Consider the following 22,648-nt stretch of genomic DNA (forward strand, 5'->3'; position numbering starts at 1 on the left):
TAGTCATTCACTAACTTCATCTTTCCACACAATTACATAATCTAAGCTGGTATTTAAACATAACGGTTTCGGTATTTTATAATATAATTCGAATACAAATTGTATATATATTTTTCAACAGTTTCTGCTGTTTTCTTTTTTACTGGTTCTTTAATAGGCTGCAGTCTGATTATATTTACACTGTATCGGTTGTACTTCCTTATTTATGTATATATCACGCTGATAAAATTGCATATGTGTCGGTTAACTTTAAATATAACTGGTCATTTTCACGATTTTTACGCTTGTAACTAAAGTTTGCTTGTCATAGATGTTTTCTTTTTACCACTTATATATTTATTAAACCAGTTTGAAATTCTACATGTATTCAAAATAAAATTCATTTGTTGGGTGGGATTCTCCTGTTTTGTAATTATTTTGATGTAACTTCTCGTTTAGTGGTTTCATTGTTAACCGTTCAATTTAAGCATCGTCATATGTCGAAGTCTACATTATAACTGTCGGTTTATTTTGTATGTGTTTGATTTCAACAGATCTGTACGTAATACTTATATAATATCTACGAATCTTACATTTTTCCTACAATCGCTGATAAACAGTTACCATTTTATTCGATAATATGAAGCGCTGGTTTGCAAGAAAAAAACGAAAATCAGTGAAAAAAAGGAGCTACAGAACCTATTGGAATGCAGCTACATTATAATCAATTGTTATTGATTAGGTTAATTGGTGTTGGGTGCCCATGCTCATGTGACCTATTGTGCTTGAAACTGATCATTTTATCAGTCAGCTTCTCTGAAATAGTGTCATTTACTATATGTACAAGCTTTTCATGGTCGATGTTTGAAACTGCGGAGAGAATCTTGAGTCGAGGCATATCTCCTGTTACAGTATCAATTACTTCCATTGTAATATTCTGGTCATAAGCAGTAAGGTTTGTCTTAACAGTATTTGAATCAGATTCTATGAATAATTTGATATGTCCCACAAATTCAGAACTTAGCTTCATAACTTCTGATTTGATATCTTTCATTATGTCTTTTGCGACGATTTGGGCAAGGTCAGTTGTAATTCTCTCATTTAGCGTGTATTCAGTAGCATAGCTGGCTATTCCAGATGCTTCAATGGAATCAAGTGTTTCTTCTATTGGTTTGCCTGTTACCTCATCGATGATCTGGGTATCGAGGCGGGTAGTTTTGAGTTCATGCTTTTCCTGATGTTCAGGAACATCGCCCATTACAAGTTTTACAAAGTTGAACCAATGGTCATCTTTTATGGATGCGGAAAGTAATATCACCTTTGCATTAGGGTTCAGTTGCTGTACAGATGCCTCAATGATTGGGATACGAATTTCATCGATAAGGTCTATCTTATTGATGCCCAAAATCTCAGCATCGATTATCTGACGCATGGCAAAGTTCTTTACTTCTTTCATCAGCTGCTTGAATCTACTGCCATCTATAAGCGTGACAAGAGGCTGAATAGTAGTATCCTTCAGTTCCATCAGCTCAACATCATTCCTGATGACCTGAGGGAATGCGATCCCAGTAGGTTCTACAAGTACGATATCCGGATCGTATTCCTTCTTGAGGAGGGTCATTGTGGCTTTCATATTAACCTTAAGAGAACAACAGATACATCCGTTTGTCAGCTCGGTCATATCAAGACCGTACTTGGAGATGACATCCCCATCAAGACCTACTTCACCAATCTCATTAACAATGATTGCAACCTTCTGACCGGCATCACTGAATTCCATACCCAATCGTATAATGGTTGATGTTTTTCCGCTGCCTAAAAATCCGCCTACTATAAGAACTTTCATATTTCATACCTTCTTTTAAAAAAATTGAAAAAAAAGATTATGCTGATTGTTCCAGCACAGTAAGGTTCTCCCACTTGAATGTATCCTTTGGACACGCATTAATGCATCTCTTACAGTTTGCACCATCACAAAGGTCGGAACTAATCATCACAATACCTTCTTCATCGATGGTAATTGCGTCATTCGGACAGACCTTAATGCATTTTGGACATTCTGGGCAGGTGACTTTCATTGTAAGGTATGTACCTACTTGCTCAAGCACCTGAAGTCCTTCAGGACCAAGTATTGGTATGTCTTTTTGCACTGTCTTTGTAACGGTAGTGGTTTTCTCCGGCAGGTCAATCTGTGGCAGTCCCTTCTTCTTCAGGAACTTCTTCAGCATTTTGAAAGGCATTCCTTCAGTCCAGTATGATATCTCCTGGATATATGCTTCCTTGAATGCAGGGTCAGTTGCAAACATAACGTGGTTGCTTACAATCCTTGAAGCAATTTCCTGAAGCTCCCAGAGTCTCTCTTCAGAAAGGAGGATCTCCTTGGCGACGATGAGTGATGTGTTACCTATCTGTATTACCTCATCGACATTGTATGGCACCATGCCGACCTGGTGTGCTTTGACAGCATCCATGTAAGTTCCGGCAGCACCGGACATGTATGCTTTTTTGACATCAGCAACTTCTATTCCTGCTGCATTACACAGTGCAAGGTGTCCTGCGCGGATAGCACCCATTGCGAGTCCTGCTGCTTCCACATCTTTCTCAAAGAACTTGATCTTGTCCTGCAGGTAAAGTATGTGGTCAGGAGTGTTTATTTTTGGAAGCTGGATTATTCCGTTCTTCATTCCTGCTTCTATGATGGCAATTACACCTGTTCCGGTAATTCCCTTTGCCTTAATGGTGTCGTCTTCAATTATGTCTCCGTTGTTTGGGTTTATGAGTTTTCCCTTTACGGTATCCATGTCCCCGTTAAGTACATAGTTGCGTATGTTACCGTTTTCAAATTCAACATCAGATATGACAAATGGTGATGCAAGTTTTCCGTATTTTATCTGCTGCCCTTCAAGTGCGGGACCAGCTGCAGCGGAACCTGTGTAAATTGTTCCTTCGTGAATAAGTGCCATCTCTGCATTTGTTCCGTAATCAGTTGCAATTGCTGTTTCCGTAGTATCCAGAAAGCCCGATTTAATAATAAGTGCAAGTGCATCGGCACCAACTTCGTGTCTGATTGCAGGTGGAACTACGAGTTTTGCATTTGGATATACTTCAAGCCCCTTGATCTCTGAACATTCAACAATCCTGGCACTTCTGTCGGATTCTTTAATATTCAGTTTTTCTTTCTTCCTTTCGCCTGCGTATGCAAGGTCGTCTATTGGGATTCCCTGGAAAATCGATAGCTGGATGGGATTTCCACAAATTGCCATTCTCTGCAGTTCTTCCGGTTTAACACCCAATGTTTCAATAACATGCTTAACCGCATTTACATGCAGACCCTGGGCAAGGTCAAGACCATATGTGATAGCAAAATCCAGGTGGTCCATGACGTTTGCTCCTGGAAGCGGGTTACGCAAGGTAATTACCGTCTTCTGGATATCACCGGTATCAAGGTCAATTTTCTGTGCTCTGATACCACTGGTACCTATATCTATTGCAACTCCAAGTTTCATTTGTATCCCTTAATCCTTTTAAATTTAATAACGTAGTATCTGTGTCCGAACTTAAAAATATATGTTACGGTATATTTTGTCTCTTATCATCATTATTTAAACTGATTGAAGTACATCCTAAAACTGCTATATTTCAACAGTACTGAAGGTGTATTTTTTATACCGTTTAGTATCTCAAAAAAAAGCAAAACATACTATGTTAGAGTACACTGAGTATTTTTGTTCATAAAGTTAAAGGAATACTCTCTATAGATATTGTTTCTTTAGATGCGGCATATTCTTTCACCCTTTTCGGTCAATTGATATGCTTTACCCTTAATATCTCTATTTTCAGTTGAGCAGGAAGACGCCGCACTGCATGAACAGCAGGCGGATGTTTTTGGCCCGGAATTGTTGCAAACCTCAGCTATATAACCCATATGTTCCAGCATAAGAAGCCTGTCCTTGATGTTACTTTGATCAACTCCTAGCTTTTCTGCTGCTTCTTGTATTGTGCAATTCTCAACAAAAAGCAAGTTCAATGTTTCCTTGATCATTTTAGCAATCCACCTTCTGGAACAGGTTCGAACATGTCTTTCCATTTAAAAAATGCGAATAATGGCAGAATTGCCAGGTATATTCCGGGTCTCAGGTCACTGAGTGGTGTCCAGTCTATGAAATCCTTGTTTTTGAGAAGGTATGCTTCAAGCATATTCCCTGTGCTCACAAGCATATATATCGCTGCAAAGATGAGTGCTATCAGAATACCAACATAAGCATAGGACACACCCTCGTATATTCCGGAACGCATCTCCATAACTCCATATATGAATACCGTTCCTATCAATAGTAATACAAAAGACCCTATTACGTCGGCAGGTACGAACAATATCCCGGTCAATGGAATGCGGACATCCGGTCCCATGAGTATCTTAGCTACTCCTGCTAATAATTGAAGTAATCCTAAAAGTATGTACAGGGAACCTGTGATCATGGAAAAGACCATTGGGATCCTTGTGTCTGGTTCATAGCTGGCATTTTCTGTGTTAATAGCCAAGTAATGTTCCTCCCTGGTAAATTACGAATGCTGTTATCCAGGCAACAGCAACTCCATAGACAATTGCAAACATTGTCCATTTCCATGAACCTGTTTCCTTTTTGATCACGCCGACAGTTGCCACACATGGCATGTATAACAAACTGAAAGCCATCAGGCTAAGTGAACTTAGTGCTGTGATTCCAGGGTCGGCCAGAAGTCTCTCACTCAGGGCTTCAGAACTGTCACCTGATCCATAAAGAACTCCCATGGATGCCACAACTATTTCTTTAGCAACCAGTCCGAATATAAGTGCAACTGATATTTTCCAGTCAAACCCAAGAGGTTTAAGTAGTGGCTCAACCGCATGACCAAGACTACCAACGTAACTCTCCTCGCTTCCGTATTCTACGCCCCATGGGAATGATGCCATTACCCATATAACGACAACTCCGACCAATATGATGGAGCCTGCTTTCTTTATGTACATGAAACCGTTGTCCCACATGTGTATAATACTGGTCTTTAATGTCGGGAAACGATAAGGGGGCAGTTCCATTATGAATGGTGCAGGTTTTCCTTTGACAATGGTTCCCCTTAGTAATTTTGCAGATATGATTGCAATAACTATGCCCAGTACGTACATTGCAAATATGACTGTTCCTGCCTGTCTTCCAAAGAATGTGCCTGCGAACAGTACATATATAGGTAGTCGGGCTCCGCAGGAAACGAACGGTACTATAAGTATAGTAATAAGCCTGTCCTTTTCGTCCTCTATGCTTCTTGCAGCCATAATTGCAGGGACATTGCAACCGAATCCCATTAGCATTGGTATGAAGGACTTGCCGTGCATTCCTATTTTATACATCAGCTTGTCCATGATAAACGCAGCTCTGGCAAGGTAACCACTGCCTTCCAGTAGCGAGAGCAGGAAGAACAATATGAATATGTTAGGTACGAATACCAGTACTGCCCCGACACCGCCGATTATCCCCTGTCCTACAAGGGATGCAAGCCATTCAGGTTGAAGGCTGGAAGATACATAGTCCGCAAACCATGTAGACGCAATGTCTATCATATTCATGAAAGGCGTGGCAAATGCAAACGTAAGTTCGAATGCCCCCCACATCAGTGCAAGGAAAATAGGAATTCCAAGGTATTTATTAGTGAGTACCCTGTCTATCATATCGGATTTTGTTAATGTGTCATTGGCTCTGGTACACATCTGGGGAAATATCGTATTAATTGCAAGATAACGCTTGTCAGCGATTTCAGCTTCATATTCTTCCTGGTCGATGGAATCTATTATTTCCATGACTCTGCCATATACTGGGCTGTCTGATATTTTTCTCTTTACATTGCTATCGCCTTCAAGCAGGCGTATGCTCACCCAACGCAGAGGATACCTTTTATCGCGGTTTTCATCTTCACTTAATGCTTTCTCGATTTCAAGTATCTTATCCTCTATCTCACTTCCATATCCTATTTCATGACCATGGTGCTGTTCAACTTCTTTTTGCGCAATGACTTTGTCCAGAAGGTCACAAATACCTTTTTTCTGGGTTGCTACTGTCTTAATAATGGGTGTTGCAAGCAGTTCCTGCATCTTTTCAATGTAGATGCGATCTCCTCTTTCTTCAGCAATGTCACACATGTTAAGGACAATTAGTATCTCTGAGCCAAGTTCCATGAGTTGCGTTGTAAGGTAGAGATTCCTTTCAAGGTTGGATGCATCCACGACCTGAATAACAACATCCGGTTTTTCCTCAATTATAAAATCCCTTGCAACGATTTCGTCCATGGAATATGCAGTAAGGCTGTATGTGCCAGGCAGGTCTATAACTTCAATATCATATTCTTTATATGATACCCTGCCACTTTTCTTTTCGACTGTGACACCCGGCCAGTTGCCAACATGTTGCCTGGAGCCGGTAAGTGCATTGAAAAGAGTGGTCTTACCTACATTAGGGTTTCCTGTAAGTGCTATTTTTATCTCCCTTTTTTCCATGGGACGATCCTCTGAGAATAGTTATGATAGTTATATGTGTGCCGTCATATCTAATAGATCCGGTAGATATGTCGGCTTAAAGCCTGTTGATAAATATCTGACTCGCTTCTTCTTTTCTGATCGATAGGTGATAACCCTTTATCCTGTAGTCCATGGGGTCTCCGAGCGGTGCATTTCTTACAAGTTCTATGTCTGCTCCTGCAACCATTCCCATGTCAAAGAGTTTTCTTCTTGCAGCGCCTTTTACCCGTACCTTTGTAATCCTGGCCTTTTCTCCGGGTTTAAGCGTGTCAAGTGTTGTTTCCTGAATATCGAGCAAGTCATTCCCTGTCCTTTATGATGATAGCACTAATCCTTTTTTTTTGTATTTAGTAATTTCGCCTTGCCTAATTTATTTTTGTATACAAAACTAAAAATCATGTAAACTCTCATTTACATGTGTTGTATTACTGGCAAATATCTTTTTTCAGAACAACAAGAGATTACACAAAATCTAAATTGGGCCTGCCAGCTTTTATACCTGTGTATTTTTCTTCCCATGAACCGGGCAGGTATCCTTTGCGGCAGGTGTACAGTTGATGTATTCGCCGGTTTCACAATAATGATTAAAATGGTCAAGCCAGTAAGGCCATTCTTCTCTCATATTCATGAATTCTACGAATTTAGTGAGAGTTTCAAATGTTTCAGTGGTAAGTACATGTTCTATCTTGCAGGCATCATGGTCTGCAATTTCCTCACTAAGGCCAAGAATAAGTAAAAAGTCTCTGATGACACTATGTTTTTCCATTGTGCATTTTGCAATTTTCTCCCCTTCTGGGGTGAGGGTGACGCCACCATATTTCTCGTAGTTGATGTATCCCATCTTGGTGAGTTTCTTGAACATCCCGGTAACACTAGGTGAACTGAGCTCAAGTTCCCTTGATACGTCTTTGACCTGTGCATAGCCTTTTCTTTCAATTACCTTCTCGATAACTTTCAGATAATCTTCGGTTCTCTCAGTTGTCATGTAAAAACTACCTTTTTTTGGGTTGCCTATTCTTGTTAGTAAAATCAGATACATATCATATATAAAGATGCCTATCTTTTTCTGTATGCAGTACGATTAAATCTTTCGAGTGAAGCTATGATGCTCTTTTTCTTCTATTCACTAAGATACTTTTCCAACCTTTTCATTCCTTCTTTGATATTATCAAGGCTGTTTGCATATGAAAAACGCAGGTGCCCTTCTGCTCCGATTCCAAAATCAATACCAGGTGTAATGGCAACTCCGATATTTTCCAGTATCTGTCTGCTCATCTCAAGTGAATCTTCTCCAAATTTACGGGCGTCGGCAAGCACGTAATATGCACCCTTTGGTTCGGTTTTTATCTCAAATCCCATCTCTTTCAGTCTTTTTATCAGGTAAAGACGCCTTTTGTTGTATGTTTCAACCATTTCCTTGACATGTTCCTGTGGTCCTTCAAGGGCGGCAATCCCTGCGTACTGGACAAAGGCGTTGGTTGAGATGAACAGGTTCTGCTGGATCTTTTGTAGTGTTCTGATATGCTCTTTTGGTGTAATCAGATATCCAAGCCTCCATCCTGTCATGGCATAGAGTTTTGAGAAGCCGTTAAGCACAAAGGCATTTTCGGTGTACTCTAATATAGTATGGTCATCACCTTCGTAAACAAGTCCCTGATATATCTCGTCAGATATTATGGGAATCTCTCCGGCAACTTCTACAATTCCCCTAAGTATTGAATCAGAGAGTACCTGACCGGTGGGGTTTGATGGTGAATTAATGAGTATTGCCTTTGTTTTTGGGTTGATATGTGCAGCAACTTCTTTTGGTTGTAACATGAAACCATTGTCCTGGTTGGTGTAGATGTAGTCGGGTACTCCACCTGTGCTAGTTACAAAGTTTGGGTAACAGGCGTAATGGGGGTTTGACATAATGATCTCATCTTCAGGGTTAATGAGCGCAATGAAAAGCAAAAGCATAGCAGGGCTTGTGCCGGATGTTACGATTATTTGTTCAGGGGTTATATCAACATTGAATCTGTCCTTGTATTTCTTAGCGATGGCCTGCCTTAGTTCTATAAGTCCCTGACTATGGGTATATTTTGTATTGCCTGCACACATGGCTGTTGCTGCCGCATCGCATATGTGTGGGGCAGTAGGGAAATCAGGTTCACCTATTTCCAGATGGATAATACTCCTTCCCTTTTCTTCAAGCTGTTGTGCTCTTTCAAGTACTTCCATAACGTAAAAAGGTGGAATATTTGCAACTTTTTTGGATAACATGATACTCATCGTTACTAAGGATTGTAGGTTCAGGATGAGCCAGAGCAATAAAAGATTTTTGTTCAGGGAATGATCAACGGCAAAAAAAGTTGCTGGCATTAAGGCCAGCAATGATATTGTGTCTTTTCAATTAAAGTTTACTTACTTCCTGGCTTTTGCATACTCAACAAGAGCGTCCTTGATTCCCCACTTGAAAGCTACAACAACTGCGAATCCCCATGCAAGCGGACCTACAAAGATGTAGAATATGCTTGTGTCTATTAGCATTGCGTCAAGTGCAAGCATAATTACAATGAATGCAAGGAATCCGCGAAGAGCTGGTATCCATATGTTGCTTCCTTCAACCTTCATGTTCTCAAGCATACTTCCCATATAGTCTGCAAAAAGATCAATTGCAAGCAGACCTATCAGCAGTATTATGACACCTGCAAAGAGGTTTGGCAGATAGTTAAGTATTGATTGTACTACTCCTGCTATCATGTATAGCTTAAGGACATTAAGTGCTGCAGTGACAAATATCAGGTAACCAAATGCTCTTACAATTCCTGCAATGATCCCTGAAGTTGTCGTATTGCTTGAAGTCATTGCACTTCCAAGGCTTGTACTTGCCACACGGTCATCCAGTCCAGAGGCCACAAGTACGTTCTTTATAAGGTCTGAAAGGAAATCAACTATCAATAGCCCTATTAAAAGTATTACTATCGCAGAGAGTATCAGTGGTATATAGAGTATTATTGTTGTGATAAAATCTGCAACTATCTGGATGTTGAGCAGATCGATAATTATAACTGCAAAGATCAAGTAGACAAACCACCTGATTGCGGCATCAAAGAATTCCACAGTTGTTACCTGTGTTCTTGCTATCATATCTCCAATGGTCGTCTTGTCTATAAGATCATCGAGTCCTATCTTATCGAGAATCTTTGATCCAATCTTTCCCAATGCCTTTCCTACAATTGTTCCTACTATCAATAATAGTAGTACCCCTACCAATGTAGGAAGAAAAGCTATTGTCTGGTCTAACATAGTGTATATACTATCCATAATTGGCGATGCGGCCATATTTTTAACCTCACTTTATTATTCAATACCGGACGTCTTCCGGTGGTAAACCCGTTTTACATTAATACATCTCTCTCTAATTCTATATATAGATACTTCTCTTTATTATTTGGACAGATGTCAATGGTTGTGTTTATATATTATATTTTTAATTTATTATTAAAAACAGTTTAAAACACAAAAAGTATATAATCCCGGGATTTAGAGCCAAAGCTAATACTAAATACTCAGGTATTGATATTCAATGAAGGCTAAAATTATGTTTACTTATAATGCAAGTATTATTATCATATACTTACAAGTCCGGCTATAGCAACTACTGCGACGATCATGAGCATATATAGAAAGACCATGAATCCTACTTTTTTCGCGCTGATTATTGCTTTGTTGTTCATTTTTCCTACTCCATACTAATATATGTGCTAAATGCATATAATCATTATTTAAATATTAATTGTCTATAATTAAGGATATATTATCACAATGGAATTTCTTCTACTATATCTTTGATATAACAATTTTAGAAGTTCGCTCCAAAGAATAATTTTTATAGTCTGATAAGGATAAGAAAATCATACATAGGAATTGTCTCACCAGTGCAGGCTGTTTTTCAAAGCAGACACTTCGAATATTGGTCTGCTTATTCTGCTTGAGTAGTATAGAAAAGGGATATTAGCGATTTAGCAACAATACATTTTGATATATAATCTTTTCAAATGTTCCCATAACATTATATTGCTTCCTATCTCACTGTTATATGGGGGCTTTAGAAATGGATAAATTTGAAAGATACTTTTTTGGATTACTTGGACTTGTAATAGTGTTTCTTTTGGTGATTGTTGTTAGTATGTTAAATAATCCGCAATCTGATTACACAGATATGCCTGCTTACAATCAGCCTGGTGGTATGATGGGACAGGGATACTATGGTGAGGGCGGCATGATGGGTTCTGGTTATTATAATGAGGATGGCATGATGGATTCAGGTTACATCTATCCTTATGGCATAGACCTGAAAACAGAGTTCAATTCCAATGGTGAAATCATCTACTATACCGGATACAATGAAAGTGGGCAAATGATTGCCTTTTCATACGGTCCTAATTGGCTTTATGTCCACGGTGGAAGCTGCGTCAATTGCCATGGTGTAGATGGAAAGGGTGGGGTTCCTATTATGATGGCATACGCAATACCTGCTGACATTACTTATGATTCTCTTACTTCCGAAGATCATGAAATGGGGGATGGCGAGGAACATGAAGTGTTCACTGCTGAGAGTATCAAGAAAGCAATAAGAGATGGTGTCGAGCCTTCGGGGAAAGAGTTGGACCTTGCTATGCCCAGATGGCATATGGCAGATGAGGATATGGATGCTGTGGTTGAGTATTTGAAAACGTTGTAAAATAAGGTATTTAAGGGGTTTATATTCTCCTTTCCTTCTATTTATGTGATGATATCAGTTCAGTTTTCAGATATTCCTATATTCTCTCCGTTATCTTTTATCAGAACAAAGCCGAAATACAGTATTGCACCTACAATATTCAGAAGGACCAAAACTACTATCCATATTAGTTTTTCATTATTCCCATTAAACAGGAACTTATTTTCACTTCACTGAAGACAATCTATTATTGCCACTAGCCACAAAAGAAGAACAACAGAAATGCTTCCTAACAGTAGCTGTCCTATATAAGTTGCAATGGGAACAATTATCAAAATGGAAATTCCAAGTGCTGCCAATATATTTGTTGCTCTGATGCTTTTTGATTCAAACTCATATCTCTTATCTGCTTGATTTTATTCTTCAATTGACTTGGATTTTCAAAGAAATCATTAATGTCTGTTATCTAAAATTTAATTCAAATAGGTGAATCTTATTTGTACTATTCTAATTGATAAAAGTTTTGTAGAAATTTGATAAATCATGAAAAGATGCATATGGGTTCATAAGTGTGATTGCTCTTCAGCAAGCAGCCACATCATAACGGTTTCAAAAAACCTCTGGCATATATGCAATATTTGCAGGCATACCATATATTAGTTTAATAGGTTTATATCGATGCCTGCTTTTTGGTTGTAGTAAAATAGTGATCATTTTTAATAGCTACTAAATAACCTCATTGACAATAACATCAATATTAAATAGATTAATTACTTTATTTAATATCATCTATAATATATTTTTTTAAATAGGTGCAATAAAAGTTAACTTATAATATTATTTATATTCCTGAGTACTTTTGAATTTATTCTGGCTCATTCCTGCAAGGGGTACATATAGGCTTATAATAACTTTTCCTACATAACAGTGTGAACTATGCAAATCAGGCAGAAAAAGTAATTGAAGCGATGTATACGGCAGTAATTTCCGTATAATCTCTACTTTTCTCAGATGGATGGGCGTTAAAGTGATATATCCATGAACTCGTAAATGTGCATGAAGTAACACTTCAAGGAGATATACATGACTTCAAAAGATAATCTTAAAGCAGCTTTTACCGGCGAATCAATGGCAAACAGAACATACCTTGCATTTGCAAAGAAGGCAGATGAAGAAGGCTACTCACAAATCGCGAAACTATTCAGGGCTGCTGCTGCTGCTGAAACAGTTCATGCTCTCAATCATCTTCAGCGCATGGGCGGCATCGGATCCACAATGGAAAATCTGAAAGAGGCCATCAATGGGGAAACATATGAATTTGAGGAGATGTATCCTAAATTTATTGAAGAAGCAAAGGCAGAAGGGGACAACAGGGCTCTCTGGAGTTTTGAAGTTGCAAATAAAGTAGAAGTAATCCACGCAGGCCTCTATGAAAAGGCATTGGCTGAAATTGGTAAAAATGAAGAGGTCGACTACTACGTATGTAGTGTTTGCGGGCATACTCATGAAGGTAAACCTGAAGGTAACTGTCCTATCTGCGGAGCACCTGCTTCAAAGTTTGATAAAATAGATTGAATTTCCTATATATTATTCTGAAATTTTAAGAAAAGCTCTGAAAGTTGAAGTGTAGGATAGATCGATAACGGTGGAGCAATCTCTAAATCCAACGTTAACGATTTTATATTCAGTTTCCTTTTTCATTTACACCTGTCAGATCATTTCCACATGAATATCAAGCTCATGTGCACCGGATTCTGTAGGTACAGGATTGTTCCAGGTACTATAGTAATCTCCATTTGAAAGTCTGCCATTGCCGTCTACATCTACATGTACTGAAAGTGAGTATGTCAGTCTGTCATCTAGTTTCGGATAATAGATTATGTATTGAATTGGCTGGATATTATTTGCATCCAGGGATGTACCTTCAATGGAATCTTCTGTTATTATGCTGGATTCGATATCCTGAAGACTTACATCCTCTAGCTTCAAGTAAATGGCAGTATTTGAAAATGATTGTACAGGTTCGTCAAAGATTATCTCCCCTTGGACACTATTCTCTCCTAAAACGGTTTCTTCATCTGCATCAATGATATCTTCAGATGTTTCTTCATTATTGCTTTCCGCGCATCCCATAGAAAATGCAGTGGCTGCTATTATTAAAAGTATCAAAGTCAATGTAAGGTATTTGTTCATGCTTGCTGCTCCTCTGAATCAAGTGCATGAATAAATGATGCATTAGTATAATTATTTTGTTGGAATTATTGATAGAAATTATCAACTTGTCTCATGATTTCCTGCATTCTAATTTGCTAAGCATTTTTCCTCACCACATAATTTCCACATGAATTTGGAGGAAGAAAATCAGGTCTTATTATAAAAAAAAGAGGGCTTTAAACCAAAATTCAAATTTGATGTTTTCACCCTATATGCAGACTTTTTTAAATCTGCAACAATGGATCAAACATCAATTGCACATGCCATAAATAGCAGAATGCTGGGCTGCCATTAGCATTAAATTGTAATATATGGGTATTTATTGACTTTTAACCGGAGTCTCATATTTTTTGATATACCAGCTCAAGGTTTTTATAATACCACTTTCAAAATTCTCGTCTGCTCTCCACCCAAGTTCGTTTTCGATCTTACTTGCATCGATTGCATATCTTCGGTCATGGCCAGCTCTATCTGTTACATAGGTGATCTGGTCTTTATAGCTGCCTTCAGATTTAGGTTCAATTTCATCCAGTATCTGGCATATTCTGCTAACTATGTAGTTATTTTCCCTTTCGTTCTTTCCACCGATATTATATGTCTCTCCTGTGTTACCTTTGTGGTATACAATATCAATTGCTTTACAATGGTCCAGTACATATAGCCAGTCCCGGATATTCTTACCATCACCGTAAATAGGAATAGTTTTTCCCTGAAGAGCATTGCGTATAATGGTGGGGATGAGTTTTTCATCATGTTGTTTAGGGCCATAATTGTTGGAACAATTAGTTATGACAGTGTTCATTCCGTAGGTGTGATGATAACTCCTCACTATCATATCGCTGCTTGCCTTGCTGGCACTGTAAGGTGAGTTTGGGGCATATGGTGTCTCTTCGGTAAAGAGTCCTGTTTCGCCCAATGTCCCATATACTTCATCAGTTGATATATGGTGAAAACGGGGAAGGACCGATAATAGGTGTTCCTTATAAACAAATGGCTTTTCCATCCAGTGCTTATAAGCTACGTCAATAAGGGTATGTGTGCCGTTGATATTAGTTTTGATGAACACATCCGGGTATTTTATCGAATTATCCACATGTGATTCTGCTGCAAAGTGGATAACACCTTTAATGTCATATTCTGTGAATATGAAGTCCACCAAATCCCGGTTGCATATATCTCCCTTGATGAATTTATAGCGTGGATTATCCTTTACCTCTTCCAGGTTTCCCCGATCAGCGGCATATGTCAATAGATCAAGGTTTATAAGGTTGTATTCTGGATATTTTTCCAGAAAATACGGTACAAAGTTGCTCCCTATAAACCCTGCACAGCCTGTAACCAATATATTAGAATCCACGTAACAAACCTTCCAGATATGTTCCATAATCATTTTTGTTGAGCAGTTTTGCTATTTTCATTATCTGCTCAGAGTCAATCCATCCATTATTGTAAGCTATCTCTTCAATGCAGGCGATCTTGTATCCCTGTCTGTGTTCTATAGTTTGAACAAACTGGCTGGCAGTGATCAGGCTGTCATGTGTACCTGTGTCAAGCCAGGCAAATCCACGTCCAAGAACCTCAACTCTTAGCTTCCCTCTTTTGAGATATTCTTCATTCACAGAAGTAATCTCCAGTTCGCCTCTGTTCGATGGTTTGATACTTTTTGCAATCTCTATAACATCATTATCATAGAAATACAGTCCAGTAACGGCAAAATATGATTTGGGGTTAGTGGGTTTTTCCTCTATTGAAATAGCTTTTCTGCTATTCTTCTCAAATTGCACGACACCGAACCTTTCAGGATCTTTGACTTGATAGCCAAAAACAACTGCTCCGTCTTGTGTTTCCGCTGCCTGTTTCAAAATGGGTGAAAATCCGGGGCCATAGAATATATTGTCACCAAGTACTAAACAAACGGTATCATCACCAATAAATTCCTCACCCAGAATAAATGCCTGGGCAAGTCCGTCTGGAGATGGTTGTACTTTGTATGATATATTGAGTCCCCATTTAGAACCATCACCAAAAAGTTTCTCAAAGGATGGTAAATCATTTGGTGTGGAAATTATTAGTATATCCCTGATACCTGCCAACATCAGTACTGACAATGGATAATAGACCATTGGTTTATCATATATTGGCAGAAGCTGCTTACATATTGGAAGTGTGACGGGATACAGTCTTGTTCCACTACCACCTGCTAAAATAATGCCTTTCATTTTTTATCTCCCGATCATGAAATTAGGATGAAATATAATCTCAAATTTTTGACTCCTTCGTTTTTGCAAGATCAAATTGTTGTAAACAATGCAGATTGCATACAGGTATCACTTTACTTAAACTTTTCAATTTATAAAAAGGATTCTACTTTTTTCTGTATGATTTTCGTGTTTATTTAATGCGATTGTCGCAGGGACTTTTCAACAAGATATATCTTAATATATGTATATATGTGTTGTGATGGACCTTTAAGCCATTTAAATATCTTCCATGTGGCTGGCTAAATTGATGCTTTATGGACCTACTGATAGCTGCAAGTCTTCTTTTTATTGGGTTAAGGCTTTCAATTCAGGTAAATACGGACTTTTTCTTTTAGACACATTGTAAGGGTGTGTGCACCAAAATTTAGAGTATGTGACTTTTAATTCAATTGTTGTTCCAGTTGAAATGAAGGGGTTATTATAAAAATAATTTATATATTAAAATGTTGATTGTTGAATTTCAGTTTCTTTAAATACTCGATTAAGGTGTTTATGCTGAAGTTCTAATTGGCTGCCATCAATTGAGAAGAACAAAAAAGAAAGATATTGATAAATCATATAATTTAAGAAGTGATTAATATTTGACCTTATATCTAATAAAGGAAGCTTTCAACAATTATGCTTTTGATAATATTCAACATGCCGGTTTTATAATTAAAAAAGAAAGCCCCCGGGGGGATTTGAACCCCCGACCTGCTGATTACGAATCAGCCGCTATACCCCTAAGCCACAGAGGCAATTGTGAACGACACTATAATTCTATGTAATGATTTAACAATTTCGCTTATTATCTAGCTATATTACTTTCACTTCTATGCAGACGTTAAACTGATGGGGAGCGTAAGAACGGACGATTCGTGCTTCTATTAGTTCTGTTGTTCTTCCTGCTCTTTCTGCAGCCTCTTCGATGAGTTTCAGTGAACTCTCAAAAAGGTCGTCCTCATGGGTTATGTCATAATAGTGGATTATTGCATTAGGAGCGCACAGCTTGACGGCAGCATCAAGGAACTCGTTGGCGTTGTGTGGCAGGTTCATTATCACATGGTCGGCCACTGAGGCGAACTTTTGAGCTTCAATGTTCGCATCGCCTTCTATTGCTTCCACGTTGGTGGCAGAATTGAGCTTTACATTATGGCGCAGGAATTCGACTGCATTGGGGTTCTTGTCTATGGCGATAACCCGGATGTTGGGGCTTTTCTTTGCTATCATTATACTGTAGGGGCCAACACCTGCAAACATATCAACAACGGTTTGTCCATCCTGTATCTGCGTGAGGATGCGTGAGCGTTCAGTTGCAAGGCGGGGGGTGAAATATGCCCTCTCAAGATCGATGTAGTATCTGCAACCGTATTCCTTGTGAGTGGTTGAGGTCCTGGTTTCTCCTGCAATTGTCCTGAACCTGCGGGTTCTGAACTCTCCCTCTACAGGACTCATTGCGGCAAGCACTGTCTTAACGTTCTTTTTCACTTTCATAATAGCATCGGCCACCTTTAAAGGCTCAGGTACATCATCTTCGACAAGTGCTATATCTCCGACTACTTCAAAATGCGGTATGTCATCAAGGAGATCTTCAAGTTTAAGTTGTCCTTTCTGCTCTTTAAACTCGTTCTCGGTAAGTTCAAACTCTCCGGGCAGGTTCATTAATTGGCTTTCCTGTAGTTCTTCTGTAAGAGGTAGGTATAAATGATCATCTTCTGAAATAATGCGTGCAGAATTATCCAGAAGGTCCATTTCCAGCAGTGCCTTGCGTATGGGTTCGCCCTCTCTCTTTAAAACCTTGATGCAACTTTTTCTCATGTTCACGTACCTATGATAAACCATGATCCGAACAGGACAAGGAACAGACCACAAGACATCAGTACCCTTTCATAAACTTTTGGGGACATGAGTCTCTTTCCTTTGCTGAATGATGTGGACACAACCGTAAAATAACCAAGGTCTGCAAACCAGTGTCCTATCACAAACATCGCTGCTGCAAGTATACTGATCTCAAGTCCGCGCAATACCAGTGCACTTCCGGCAGCAAGCCACCACAGCCAGAAATATGGGTTTGAGGCGGATGTGATTATTCCGGCAAGCACAGGATTTGAGTTTGTAGTTCCATGCTCATGCATTGAACTTGCCGCACCTTTTGCATTTCTCATGGTAAGGATGCCAAATACAACAAGCGTCGCTCCTCCAAGTATGGAGATTACCAGAACTGTATTGTCGCTAACCGCTGTAATGCCAAATATTATCAGTATACAAACCAAAAGCTCCAGAATCGCATGACCGATGAATATTTCAGGTCCTGCTCGCCATCCCTTTTTCAGAGAAGTGTCTATCGTAGCAAAGAGCATTGGTCCGGGTACTAGTGCACCCGTCATGCCCACGGCAAATCCGATTGTCAGCATCTCCAGAAGTTCTAACATAGTTCACACTGGTTAATCCGGTCAAATGTTAAAAAAGATTTGGAAAAAAGTATGTGGAACAAAGGAAGAAGTGGTGCAGTCTTCCTTTGTTTCATTGTTTTAGATCTATTATTTTTAAGCTCTCTTAGAGAATGATTTCAATGTCAAGCTCTTCTGCAAGCTCTTTGTACCTGTTACGGATGGTGACCTCTGTCACACCTGCAACATCTGCTACCTCACGCTGTGTACGGCGCTCTCCACAAAGAATGGATGCAATGTAAATTGCTGCTGCTGCAACACCTGTTGGTCCACGGCCACTGGTAAGCTCCTTCTCGGAGGCCTGCCTGAGAATCTCGACACCTCTGGACTGTACTTCTCCTTTAAGGTTAAGTCCTGAACAGAATCTTGGGACATAATCTATTGGTGAGGTTGGCATGAGTTTGAGGGACAGTTCCCTTGAGATGAAACGGTATGTTCTACCGATCTCTTTCCTGCTTACCCTTGATACTTCTCCAATCTCGTCAAGTGTCCTTGGGACACTGCACTGGCGGCATGCTGCATACAATGCTGCTGCTGCAACACCTTCAATGCTCCTTCCGCGAATGAGGTTCTTATCGACTGCTTTCCTGTATACCACAGCAGCAGTTTCACGAACAGTCCTTGGAAGACCAAGAGCTGATGCCATACGGTCCAGTTCTGACAATGCGAAAGCAAGGTTCCTTTCCGTAGCATTGCTTACACGTATCCTACGCTGCCATTTTCTCAACCTGTACAACTGAGCTCTGTTCTTTGATGAAATGGACTTACCGTAAGAGTCACGGTTTCTCCAGTCTATCATGGTAGACAGACCTTTGTCGTGTATCGTGTACGTCATTGGTGCGCCCACACGGGAACGCTTCATCCTCTGGTCATGATCGAAAGCACGCCATTCAGGTCCTTCGTCAACGAACTCTGCATCAACAACAAGTCCACAGTCAGAACATACGAGTTCAGCTCTCTCGTAGTCCTGTACCAGGTTACGGCTGCCACATTCAGGACACTGCACTTTAGCTTTTTCTACCTCTGCGCTCTTATCTTTCTCTTTACGCGCTTTGATCATTGCACGTATCTTCTCCCTCTCGGAAGAATCGGAATATCGTACCCTCTCTACTTCAACCATTCAAATCACCTTTTATAATATTTATTTGAAATATATTTGACAAGTTTGTTCTTAGTCATCCACAGCTCACAGCGTAAATCCAATTATTAACTTCAATCTGTCATTGAACGTAAACCCGCTCGTTAACAAGTTTTTCCAATCCGGAAGCTACAACTCTTTTATCAGGTTTCAGAGTAAAATAGGGGTGGTCCACAGGACCAAATATGCCGGAAATCTTTCCAATAGGCCTTATGGATTTGTCCAGAGCAAAAGAGTTAATTCTCGGTAACTCTTTCATAGAGCCGGTAAAAGTCTTCCGGTCACCTCTGATAACAAGCTCATTTTGCCTCGAAATATGCAGAATTTGGCCTAATCTTTTCATATGTCTTCGTTCTTTAAATAAAGGTTTTGTACTATAAGTAGTACCAATCGTATATAAAACTTTCGTAAGCATTTTAATATTAGTTTTTTACAGTACAAAAACATATCTACACTTTTTCAGACCATGTCATCTATTAACAGACCACAACCTTAAAGTTATAAAAGAACAATTGAGGCACGACTTAAATAATATCAATTGTCCATCATAATTCTTATGCATGGAGGAAATTCAGTGGCAGATAATAAATTCGTATATTTTTTCGGGAACGAAGAAACTGAAGGCAAAAATAGCATGAAAAATCTGCTTGGTGGTAAAGGCGCCAACCTTGCAGAGATGGCCAACCTGGGAATCCCCGTTCCGCCAGGATTTACTATAACAACGGAAGTTTGTTTACTTTATCTTGAAAATGGGGCTTATCCAACAGAGGTTATTGACCAGATAAACAACACAATAGTAAAACTCGAAAAGGTAACTGGTAAAAAGTTTGGAGATAATGAGAATCCTTTGCTCCTTTCTGTCAGATCTGGTGCAAGGGTATCAATGCCTGGTATGATGGACACAGTCTTGAATCTGGGTTTAAATGATGATGCCGTTGCAGGTCTTGCAAAGAAGACTGGCAATGAAAGGTTCGCGTACGATAGTTACCGCAGGTTCCTGACTATGTTCGGTGATGTAGTACTGGATATTGAACATCATAAGTTCGAATCCTCACTGAGTGCTAAGAAAAAGGAACTGGGTGTAACTCTTGATACTGATCTTAATGTGGATGCACTTAAGGAAATAGTCGAGGAATTTAAAAATATCATCAAAAAAAGTATAGGCACTAATTTCCCTCAGGACCCGCGCAAGCAACTTCAGATGGCAATAGATGCTGTTTTTAACTCATGGAACAACCAGCGTGCCATTACTTACAGACGTCTTAACGGTATCCCTGGTGAATGGGGCACAGCCGTTAACGTTCAGTCAATGGTTTACGGTAACATGGGTGAAACATCAGGTACCGGAGTTGCATTTACAAGGGATCCAGCAACCGGAGACAAGCACTTTTTTGGCGAGTATCTTATTAATGCACAGGGAGAAGATGTGGTCGCAGGTATAAGAACACCTCAACCGATATCGACTCTTAGGGATACTATGCCTGAATCCTATGCTATGCTTGAAGAGATCTACAAGAAACTGGAAAACCACTTCGCGGATATGCAGGATATCGAATTTACCATCGAGGATGGAAAATTATATATGCTACAAACCAGGACTGGTAAACGCACTGCTGCAGCTGCTCTGAAAATTGCTGTTGACATGGTCAATGAAGGTCTCATTGATAAAAGAACAGCTATTACAAGGGTAACTCCCGAACAGATTGATCGTCTTTTACATCCAACCCTTGATTCTGAAGCTGAATATGAAGTCATTGCTACTGGTTTACCTGCTTCTCCCGGGGCTGCTGTTGGTAAAGTTGTTTTCACCGCAGAGCATGCCGAAAAGATGGCAAAGATTGATGAAAAGGTTATTCTTGTCCGTACCGAAACTTCTCCAGAAGATATCGGTGGAATGGATGCCGCAGAGGGAATACTTACTGTAAGAGGTGGTATGACCTCTCACGCAGCAGTAGTTGCAAGAGGGATGGGAAAACCATGTGTTGCTGGTTGTGGTTCAGTCAGTATTGATTCAGGTGCTTGTACCTTTTCTGTATCTGATATTACAGTAAAAGAGGGAGACTATGTAACCATCGATGGTAGCACAGGAAATCTCATAATCGGCAAAGTTGACCTGATCATTCCTAGTGTAAGCGGTGAACTTGATATCCTCCTCTCATGGGCAGATGAAATAAGGGAAATGGGTGTCAGGACAAATGCAGACACACCACACGATGCTCAGGTTGCCAGGGAATTCGGTGCAGAAGGCATCGGTCTTTGCAGAACAGAACACATGTTCTTTGGAGAGGACCGTATTCCTGCAGTAAGAGAAATGATCCTTGCAGAAGACACTGATGTAAGGCAAGCAGCTCTTAAAAAGCTTCTTCCAATGCAGAAAGAGGATTTTATAGGTCTCTTTAAAGTCATGGAAGGACTTCCTGTTACGATTCGTTTACTTGATCCTCCTTTACACGAGTTTCTTCCAAAACACGAAGAACTTGCTGACAAGCTGAGGGCACTTGAGGCAGAAGGTGGCAGTTCCAAAAACATGGATGATATCAAAAGGCTGATGGAACGTGTTGACTCCATGGTAGAGACAAACCCGATGCTCGGTCACCGTGGTTGCCGTCTAGGTATCACATATCCTGAAATTTATAAGATGCAGGTTCAGGCTATCATTGAAGCGGCATGTGAGCTTAAATCAGGTGGAATGGACATTGTTCCTGAAATAATGATTCCTTTGATATCTCACGTTAATGAACTCCGTTCTGTTAAGAAGGATCTTGTGGAAGTTGCAGAATCTGTAATGGCCAAAAAAGGTGTTAAACTGGATTATCTTGTAGGTACTATGATAGAGCTTCCAAGAGCTGCTCTGACAGCAGACCAGATAGCAGAAGAAGCTGAGTTCTTCTCATTCGGAACCAATGATCTTACACAGACTACTTTTGGCTTCAGCAGGGATGATGCAGGCAAATTCCTTCCATTCTATGTTGAGAACTCAATACTTTCAAGCGATCCATTTGCAATCCTTGATCAGGAAGGTGTTGGTGAACTTGTCAGGATAGGTATTGAGAAAGGACGTTCTACAAGACCAGACCTTAAAATAGGTATATGTGGTGAACATGGTGGAGAACCAAGTTCTGTGAAGTTTGGATATAACATAGGACTGAACTATGTAAGTTGCTCACCTTTCCGTGTACCAATAGCAAGACTTGCAGCAGCACAGGCTGTAATTGAAAAACAGGATAACTCCTGATTTTTCAATACTTTTTCTTTTTTATTTCAATTAGCTGATACTTGAATACAACAGTTGTCAGGCGATGCTTTTGTCTGTTTATCAGGATGACATCAGCCAGTCTCAAAAGCGTAGCTCTTCATAAAAGAATTAAAACA

The 22,648-nt window shown here is 39.6% G+C and carries 20 protein-coding genes and 1 tRNA gene; 3 read left to right on the forward strand and 18 right to left on the reverse strand.

Translation table 11 applies throughout. The features are described 5' to 3' along the window. Window positions 1-703 precede the first annotated feature (703 nt). From QZZ23_RS07470 to QZZ23_RS07510, 9 genes are all read right to left on the reverse strand, one after another. Window positions 704-1,825, reverse strand: coding sequence for a GTP-binding protein (locus QZZ23_RS07470; protein ID WP_292468393.1), 1,122 nt, complete (start codon window positions 1,823-1,825; stop codon window positions 704-706). Window positions 1,826-1,862: 37 nt separating this feature from the next. Next, window positions 1,863-3,485, reverse strand: coding sequence for a methylamine methyltransferase corrinoid protein reductive activase (locus QZZ23_RS07475; RefSeq protein WP_292468398.1), 1,623 nt, complete (start codon window positions 3,483-3,485; stop codon window positions 1,863-1,865). 263 nt (window positions 3,486-3,748) lie between these two features. Continuing rightward, a complete protein-coding gene (locus tag QZZ23_RS07480) occupies window positions 3,749-4,021 on the reverse strand; it encodes a hypothetical protein (protein ID WP_292468401.1) in 273 nt (90 codons plus the stop codon). Next, entirely contained in the window at window positions 4,018-4,521 is a 504-nt protein-coding gene (locus QZZ23_RS07485) for a hypothetical protein (protein WP_292468404.1), read from the reverse strand. The genes QZZ23_RS07480 and QZZ23_RS07485 overlap by 4 nt, the downstream gene beginning before the upstream one ends. Continuing rightward, the gene (gene feoB, locus QZZ23_RS07490) at window positions 4,511-6,508 is read right to left on the reverse strand and encodes a ferrous iron transport protein B (protein WP_292468406.1); all 1,998 of its coding nucleotides are present in this window, start codon (window positions 6,506-6,508) and stop codon (window positions 4,511-4,513) included. The genes QZZ23_RS07485 and feoB overlap by 11 nt, the downstream gene beginning before the upstream one ends. A 76-nt stretch (window positions 6,509-6,584) precedes the next feature. Beyond that, a complete protein-coding gene (locus QZZ23_RS07495) occupies window positions 6,585-6,827 on the reverse strand; it encodes a FeoA family protein (RefSeq protein ID WP_292468409.1) in 243 nt (80 codons plus the stop codon). A 195-nt stretch (window positions 6,828-7,022) separates the two neighbouring features. Beyond that, window positions 7,023-7,514 carry a metal-dependent transcriptional regulator gene (locus QZZ23_RS07500; protein WP_292468412.1) on the reverse strand — a complete coding sequence of 164 codons (492 nt, stop codon included), beginning with the start codon at window positions 7,512-7,514 and terminating at the stop codon, window positions 7,023-7,025. Between the two features lie 134 nt (window positions 7,515-7,648). Continuing rightward, entirely contained in the window at window positions 7,649-8,791 is a 1,143-nt protein-coding gene (locus tag QZZ23_RS07505; protein ID WP_292468415.1) for a pyridoxal phosphate-dependent aminotransferase, read from the reverse strand. Window positions 8,792-8,932: 141 nt separating this feature from the next. Then, window positions 8,933-9,853, reverse strand: a complete 921-nt coding sequence (locus QZZ23_RS07510; protein ID WP_292468418.1) for a hypothetical protein — start codon at window positions 9,851-9,853, stop codon at window positions 8,933-8,935. A 772-nt stretch (window positions 9,854-10,625) separates the two neighbouring features. On the opposite strand from QZZ23_RS07510, the gene QZZ23_RS07515 reads away from it, so the two are divergent. Next, window positions 10,626-11,255, forward strand: a complete 630-nt coding sequence (locus QZZ23_RS07515) for a cytochrome c (RefSeq protein ID WP_292468420.1) — start codon at window positions 10,626-10,628, stop codon at window positions 11,253-11,255. Between the two features lie 59 nt (window positions 11,256-11,314). Here the strand turns inward: QZZ23_RS07515 and QZZ23_RS14690 are convergent, their stop codons facing one another. Continuing rightward, the gene (locus QZZ23_RS14690) at window positions 11,315-11,449 is read right to left on the reverse strand and encodes a PLDc N-terminal domain-containing protein (RefSeq protein ID WP_366931328.1); all 135 of its coding nucleotides are present in this window, start codon (window positions 11,447-11,449) and stop codon (window positions 11,315-11,317) included. An 868-nt stretch (window positions 11,450-12,317) separates the two neighbouring features. On the opposite strand from QZZ23_RS14690, the gene QZZ23_RS07520 reads away from it, so the two are divergent. Next, window positions 12,318-12,809 (forward strand): rubrerythrin family protein, encoded by a 492-nt coding sequence (locus tag QZZ23_RS07520; protein WP_292468423.1) that lies wholly within the window; start codon window positions 12,318-12,320, stop codon window positions 12,807-12,809. 135 nt (window positions 12,810-12,944) lie between these two features. Here QZZ23_RS07520 and QZZ23_RS07525 read toward each other — a convergent pair whose 3' ends face one another. From QZZ23_RS07525 to QZZ23_RS07560, 8 genes are all read right to left on the reverse strand, one after another. Next, a complete protein-coding gene (locus QZZ23_RS07525) occupies window positions 12,945-13,427 on the reverse strand; it encodes a YbaY family lipoprotein (protein WP_292468425.1) in 483 nt (160 codons plus the stop codon). 340 nt (window positions 13,428-13,767) lie between these two features. Continuing rightward, entirely contained in the window at window positions 13,768-14,805 is a 1,038-nt protein-coding gene (gene rfbB / locus QZZ23_RS07530; RefSeq protein ID WP_292468429.1) for a dTDP-glucose 4,6-dehydratase, read from the reverse strand. Next, window positions 14,795-15,667, reverse strand: coding sequence for a glucose-1-phosphate thymidylyltransferase RfbA (gene rfbA / locus QZZ23_RS07535; RefSeq protein WP_292468430.1), 873 nt, complete (start codon window positions 15,665-15,667; stop codon window positions 14,795-14,797). Before rfbA ends, rfbB begins: the two co-directional genes overlap by 11 nt. A gap of 707 nt (window positions 15,668-16,374) precedes the next feature. Beyond that, window positions 16,375-16,446, reverse strand: a tRNA-Thr gene (locus QZZ23_RS07540). Window positions 16,447-16,504: 58 nt separating this feature from the next. After that, a complete protein-coding gene (locus QZZ23_RS07545) occupies window positions 16,505-17,506 on the reverse strand; it encodes a class I SAM-dependent methyltransferase family protein (protein ID WP_292468433.1) in 1,002 nt (333 codons plus the stop codon). A gap of 2 nt (window positions 17,507-17,508) precedes the next feature. Further along, the gene (locus QZZ23_RS07550; RefSeq protein ID WP_292468435.1) at window positions 17,509-18,120 is read right to left on the reverse strand and encodes a LysE family transporter; all 612 of its coding nucleotides are present in this window, start codon (window positions 18,118-18,120) and stop codon (window positions 17,509-17,511) included. Window positions 18,121-18,244: 124 nt separating this feature from the next. Beyond that, window positions 18,245-19,258, reverse strand: a complete 1,014-nt coding sequence (locus tag QZZ23_RS07555) for a transcription initiation factor IIB (protein ID WP_292468437.1) — start codon at window positions 19,256-19,258, stop codon at window positions 18,245-18,247. Between the two features lie 100 nt (window positions 19,259-19,358). Further along, window positions 19,359-19,619, reverse strand: coding sequence for an H/ACA ribonucleoprotein complex subunit GAR1 (locus tag QZZ23_RS07560; protein ID WP_292468440.1), 261 nt, complete (start codon window positions 19,617-19,619; stop codon window positions 19,359-19,361). A 231-nt stretch (window positions 19,620-19,850) separates the two neighbouring features. On the opposite strand from QZZ23_RS07560, the gene ppdK reads away from it, so the two are divergent. Further along, window positions 19,851-22,511, forward strand: coding sequence for a pyruvate, phosphate dikinase (ppdK, locus tag QZZ23_RS07565; RefSeq protein WP_292468443.1), 2,661 nt, complete (start codon window positions 19,851-19,853; stop codon window positions 22,509-22,511). Window positions 22,512-22,648: the final 137 nt, after the last annotated feature.

The organism is Methanolobus sp., assembly GCF_016278385.1.
In the GTDB taxonomy this organism is placed as follows: domain Archaea; phylum Halobacteriota; class Methanosarcinia; order Methanosarcinales; family Methanosarcinaceae; genus Methanolobus.